This window comes from Streptomyces sp. BE20 (assembly GCF_036322525.1).
Taxonomy (GTDB): domain Bacteria; phylum Actinomycetota; class Actinomycetes; order Streptomycetales; family Streptomycetaceae; genus Kitasatospora.
In genome coordinates, this window is sequence record NZ_JAQYWW010000486.1 from 1 (window position 1) to 352 (window position 352).

Below are 352 nucleotides of genomic sequence, written 5' to 3' on the forward strand. Positions count from 1 at the left end.
CCGGCCGCCTGCGCGCCCCGGGCGACCAGCTCGGCCACCGGTCCGGGCGAGCGGTTCCCGACCCGGACGGAGTACCCGGATCCCAGCAGGTTCGCCGCCATGCCCCGTCCCAGCGCGCCCCGTCCGAAGAAGCCGACCGTCGACCCGCCCATCGCACTCTCCCGCTGCCGCCCGGCGGGCCGGTCGTCCGGCAACGAAGCGCCCGACTCTACGACAGCTGGCGCCGACCGGCCCGCCGGGCGGGCGCGCCGATCCGGTCCGTCCGTCGCGGGTCCCGTCCGGGCGGCGGCCCGCGAATCGGCTCGGGAATCGGCTCGGGTGCCGACCAGGGTGCCGGCTCAGGCGCAGGCGC

General features: G+C 79.0%; 1 protein-coding gene. It reads right to left on the reverse strand.

The genetic code is table 11. The features are described from left to right. Positions 1–152, reverse strand: a 152-nt coding sequence (locus PUR61_RS06745; protein WP_329876665.1) for an NAD(P)-binding domain-containing protein, incomplete at its 3' end; no start/stop codon positions are given. Between the last annotated feature and the right edge of the window lie 200 nt (positions 153–352).